Origin of the sequence: Candidatus Protofrankia californiensis (assembly GCF_900634765.1) — a bacterium.
Lineage (GTDB): Bacteria > Actinomycetota > Actinomycetes > Frankiales > Frankiaceae > Protofrankia > Protofrankia californiensis.
On sequence record NZ_CAAAFT010000069.1, the window covers coordinates 1 to 3,839 of the forward strand.

Annotated in this window: 2 protein-coding genes; both read right to left on the reverse strand. The window is 70.5% G+C overall.

Going from position 1 to position 3,839, the window contains the following annotated elements:
• Positions 1-8: 8 nt before the first annotated feature.
• Complete coding sequence (locus DD1DGNOD_RS04400) at positions 9-3,164, reverse strand: leucine--tRNA ligase (RefSeq protein WP_131769508.1); 3,156 nt, start codon at positions 3,162-3,164, stop codon at positions 9-11.
• A gap of 121 nt (positions 3,165-3,285) precedes the next feature.
• Positions 3,286-3,839 (reverse strand): rhomboid-like protein (locus DD1DGNOD_RS26505; RefSeq protein ID WP_165036412.1); only part of this gene is annotated, 554 nt, incomplete at its 5' end.

Genomic DNA, 3,839 nt, shown 5'->3' on the forward strand with positions numbered 1-3,839 from the left:
GGCCGGGTTCAGCCCAGGGCGATGTTGACGATCCGGCCGGGAACCACGATCAGCCGCTTCACCGTCCGGTCCGCGGTGTGTCGCGCGTACTCCTCGTGGTCGGTCACCGCAGCGCGGACGGTCTGCTCGTCGGCGTCCGCGGGGACGTCGACGGTGAACCGCACCTTGCCGTTGACCTGCACCGGCAGCGTCACCGTGGATTCGACTGCCAGCGACTCGTCCCCCTGCGGGAAGGGATGCAGGGCGAGCGAGCCGTCGTGACCCAGTCGCGACCACAGTTCCTCGGCGATGTGCGGGGCCAGCGGGGCGACCATGAGCACCAGCGCTTCGGCGAGTTCGCGCGGCAGCCCGCCTGAGCCGCCGTAGCGCTTGCTCACGAAGTTGGTCGCCTCGATGAGGCGGGCCACCGCGGTGTTGAAACGCAGGCCCGCGTAGTCCGCGCGGACCGCGAGGATCGTGCGGTGCAGCGTCCGGGTGGCCTCGGCGTCCGGCGGGACGTCGGAGACGACCGCCGTGCCGGTCGCCTCGTCGATGATGTTGCGCCACAGTCGCTGCAGGAAGCGGTGGGAGCCGACGATGTCGTCGGTGTGCCACGGCCGGTCCGCATCCAGCGGGCCCATGGCCATCTCATAGACCCGCAGGGTGTCCGCGCCGAAGCTGTCGTACATCTCGTCCGGGCTGACGCTGTTCTTCAGGCTCTTGCCCATCTTCCCGGACCGCCGGTTCACCGGCTCACCGTTGTGGGTGAACCCGCCGTCGGCGGTGCGGACGATCTCGGCCGCGGGCACGTACATGCCGCGGGCGTCGGTGAACGCGTCCGCCTGGATGTAGCCCTGGTTGAACAGCCGCTTGAACGGTTCCTTCGTCGAGACCAGCCCCAGGTCGTAGAGGACCTTGTGCCAGAACCGCGCGTACAGCAGGTGCAGGACGGCGTGCTCGACACCGCCGACGTAGAGCCCCACGCCACCGTCGCCGGGCGGGCCGTCCGGGGTGTGCATCCAGTAGCGCTCGACCTCGGCGTCGACGAAGCGCTCGCTGTTCGTCGGGTCGAGGTAACGCAGGTAGTACCAGCACGAGCCGGCCCACTGCGGCATGGTGTTGGTCTCGCGCCGGTACGTCCTCGGCCCGTCGCCCAGGTCGAGGGTGACGGTGGCCCAGTCGGTGATCCGCGCCAGCGGGGGGACCGGATCGCTGACATCGTCGTCGGCCATGGCCGCCGGCCGGAAGTCGGTCATCTCCGGCAGGGTGACGGGCAGCAGCTCGTCCGGGAGCGCGACCGGCAGACCGTCCTCGTCGAACACGATTGGGAACGGCTCGCCCCAGTACCGCTGCCGGGAGAACAGCCAGTCCCGCAGCCGGTAGGAGCGGGCCGCGCGGCCCGCGCCGACGTCCTCCAGCCAGCGGACCGTCGCCTTGATCGCCTCCGGCTTCGACAGCCCGACCAAGGACGGCGCCACACCCGCCGCCGGCAGGTACTCCCCCTCCCCGGAGAAGGCGACGGGCCAGGTGTCCGGGGCCGCGCCCGCGGGCACCTTGTGCTCGGTTCGCCAGTCCTCGCTCGGCGCGAGCACGGCCGGGACAGGCAGGCCGAGCGTGCGGGCGAAGGAGAAGTCGCGCTGGTCGTGCGCGGGAACGGCCATGATCGCGCCCGTCCCGTAACCCATCAGGACGTAGTCGGCGAGGAAGACCGGGATGGCGTTGCCGGTGACCGGGTTGGTGACATACGCGCCGGTGAACACGCCGGTGCGCGGGATCTCGTCGGTGCCACGCTGGCGATCGCCCAGGCGTGCGGCGTATGCCCGGTAGGCGGCCACGGCCGCCCGCGGCGTCCAGGCTGCTTCGTCCGGTGCCGGACCGCGGCCGTCGGTTCCCGGGCCGGCTTCCGGGCTGTCCTGACTGTTCTGCGGGCGGCCGGCTTCCGGGCTGTCCCACAGTCCGGTTTCCAAGCCGGGAACCGGGTCGGCGAACGTCCAGCCGACCGGCGTGCCCGGCGGCCAGGTCGGCGCGGTCAGCGTGTCGACGAGGGGGTGTTCCGGTGCCAGCACCATGAAGGTGGCGCCGGCCAGGGTGTCGGGACGGGTGGTGAAGACCTCGATGCGGACGTCGGAGCCGACCGCGGGGAACTCGACCGTGGCACCGTCGCTCGACCCGATCCAGTTCCGCTGCATCTGCTTGATGGAGTCCGGCCAGTCGACCAGGTCCAGGTCGGCGATCAGGCGTTCGGCATAGGCGGTGATCCGCATCATCCACTGGCGCAGCGGGCGGCGGAAGACCGGATAGTTGCCGATGTCGCTGCGTCCGTCGGCGGTGACCTCCTCGTTGGCGAGCACCGTGCCGAGGCCGGGGCACCAGTTGACCAGCTGCCCGGAGATGAAGGCCAGCCGGTACCCGTCCACGACCTGCCGGCGCTCGGTCGGGCTGAGCGCCGACCAGGGTCGGTTGTGCGGGTTGGCGCTGCTCCTGGGCGCCCGGGTGCCGGCGGAGAACTCGGCGATCAGCTCGTCGATCGGGCGGGCGCGGTCAGCCTGGTCGTCGTACCAGCTGTTGAAGATCTGCAGGAAGATCCACTGGGTCCACCGGTAGTACTCCACGTCCGTGGTGGCGATCTCGCGGCGGGCGTCGTGACCCAGCCCCAGCCGTCCGAGCTGGCGCCGCATGTTGTCGATGTTGGCCTCGGTGGTGACCCGTGGGTGCTGCCCGGTGTTGATGGCGTACTGCTCGGCCGGCAGGCCGAATGCGTCGTAACCGAACGGGTGCAGAACGTGGTGACCAGTCATCCGCAGGTAGCGGGCGAGCACGTCGGTGCCGATGTAGCCGAGCGGATGGCCGACATGCAGACCGCTACCGGACGGGTAGGGGAACATGTCCATGATGAAGAACGTCGGACGTCCGGCGACCTCGTCGAAACCGTCCGACAGCGGACCCCGCGGGTTGGGGGAGCTGAACGTTCCCCGCTGTGACCACGTCTGCTGCCAGCGGCGCTCGATGTCGCCGGCCAGCCGGGCATTGTAACGGAACGGCAGGTCCACGACCGGGACTGTGCCCGCGGCGGGCTGGGCGCCCGCAGGCCGGGTGTCGCTGTCGCGCCCGGTGCCAGTGTGCTCGGCGTCGGCGTCCTTCGTACTGGTGTCCTTAGTACTGGTGCCCTCGGTACTGCTGGTCATGTCTCATCATCCTCAGGTCGACCCGACCCGACCCGTCCCGCGGACCCTGCGGGAATCCGCGGATCACGACAGCGGCGCCGGCTGCAGGCTCACGCGGATGGTGTCGATCGTTGTTCTGAGCCTATCCGGAGCCCGGAAACGGGGGCTGGGAGGCCGGAAGGTACGAGACCGGAAGATACGAGGTTGGAAGGTATCGGGCACAGACCAGGCCGATGCCGGCCGCGACGAGGTGCCCGGCAGCGGTGAAGTCGGGTGTGTGGAGTGCGGCAAGGACGAGCACCGCTAGCCCGCCGCTGGTCAGCGGCCACCGCCAGCAGGCCTGCGCCGCGGCGGCGAGCACCGCGGCGCAGGCGATCAGGCCGTAGCTGGCGCCGACGTCGACGGCGTCGGTGACGTGGTCGTCAACGAGCCCGACGAGCTGGCCCAGCACCAGCCCGCCGGCGACGAGCAGGCTCGCCCCGACGTGTCCGGATGCGAACACGCCGAGTGCCGGTCGAGATCCGATCGCTCGTTCCAGGGGCGCGAGGACCGCCGCCACCGCGGCACCTGACCGTAGGAACATGCCGCTTTCAAGCCAGAAGGCGCTGGCCACCAGGACGTAGAGCGGGTGCGTGCGCAGCCCCGCGAGGTTGGTGGACCGGCTCAGCAGAAGACGCCGGTAGGCGTCCTGGTCGA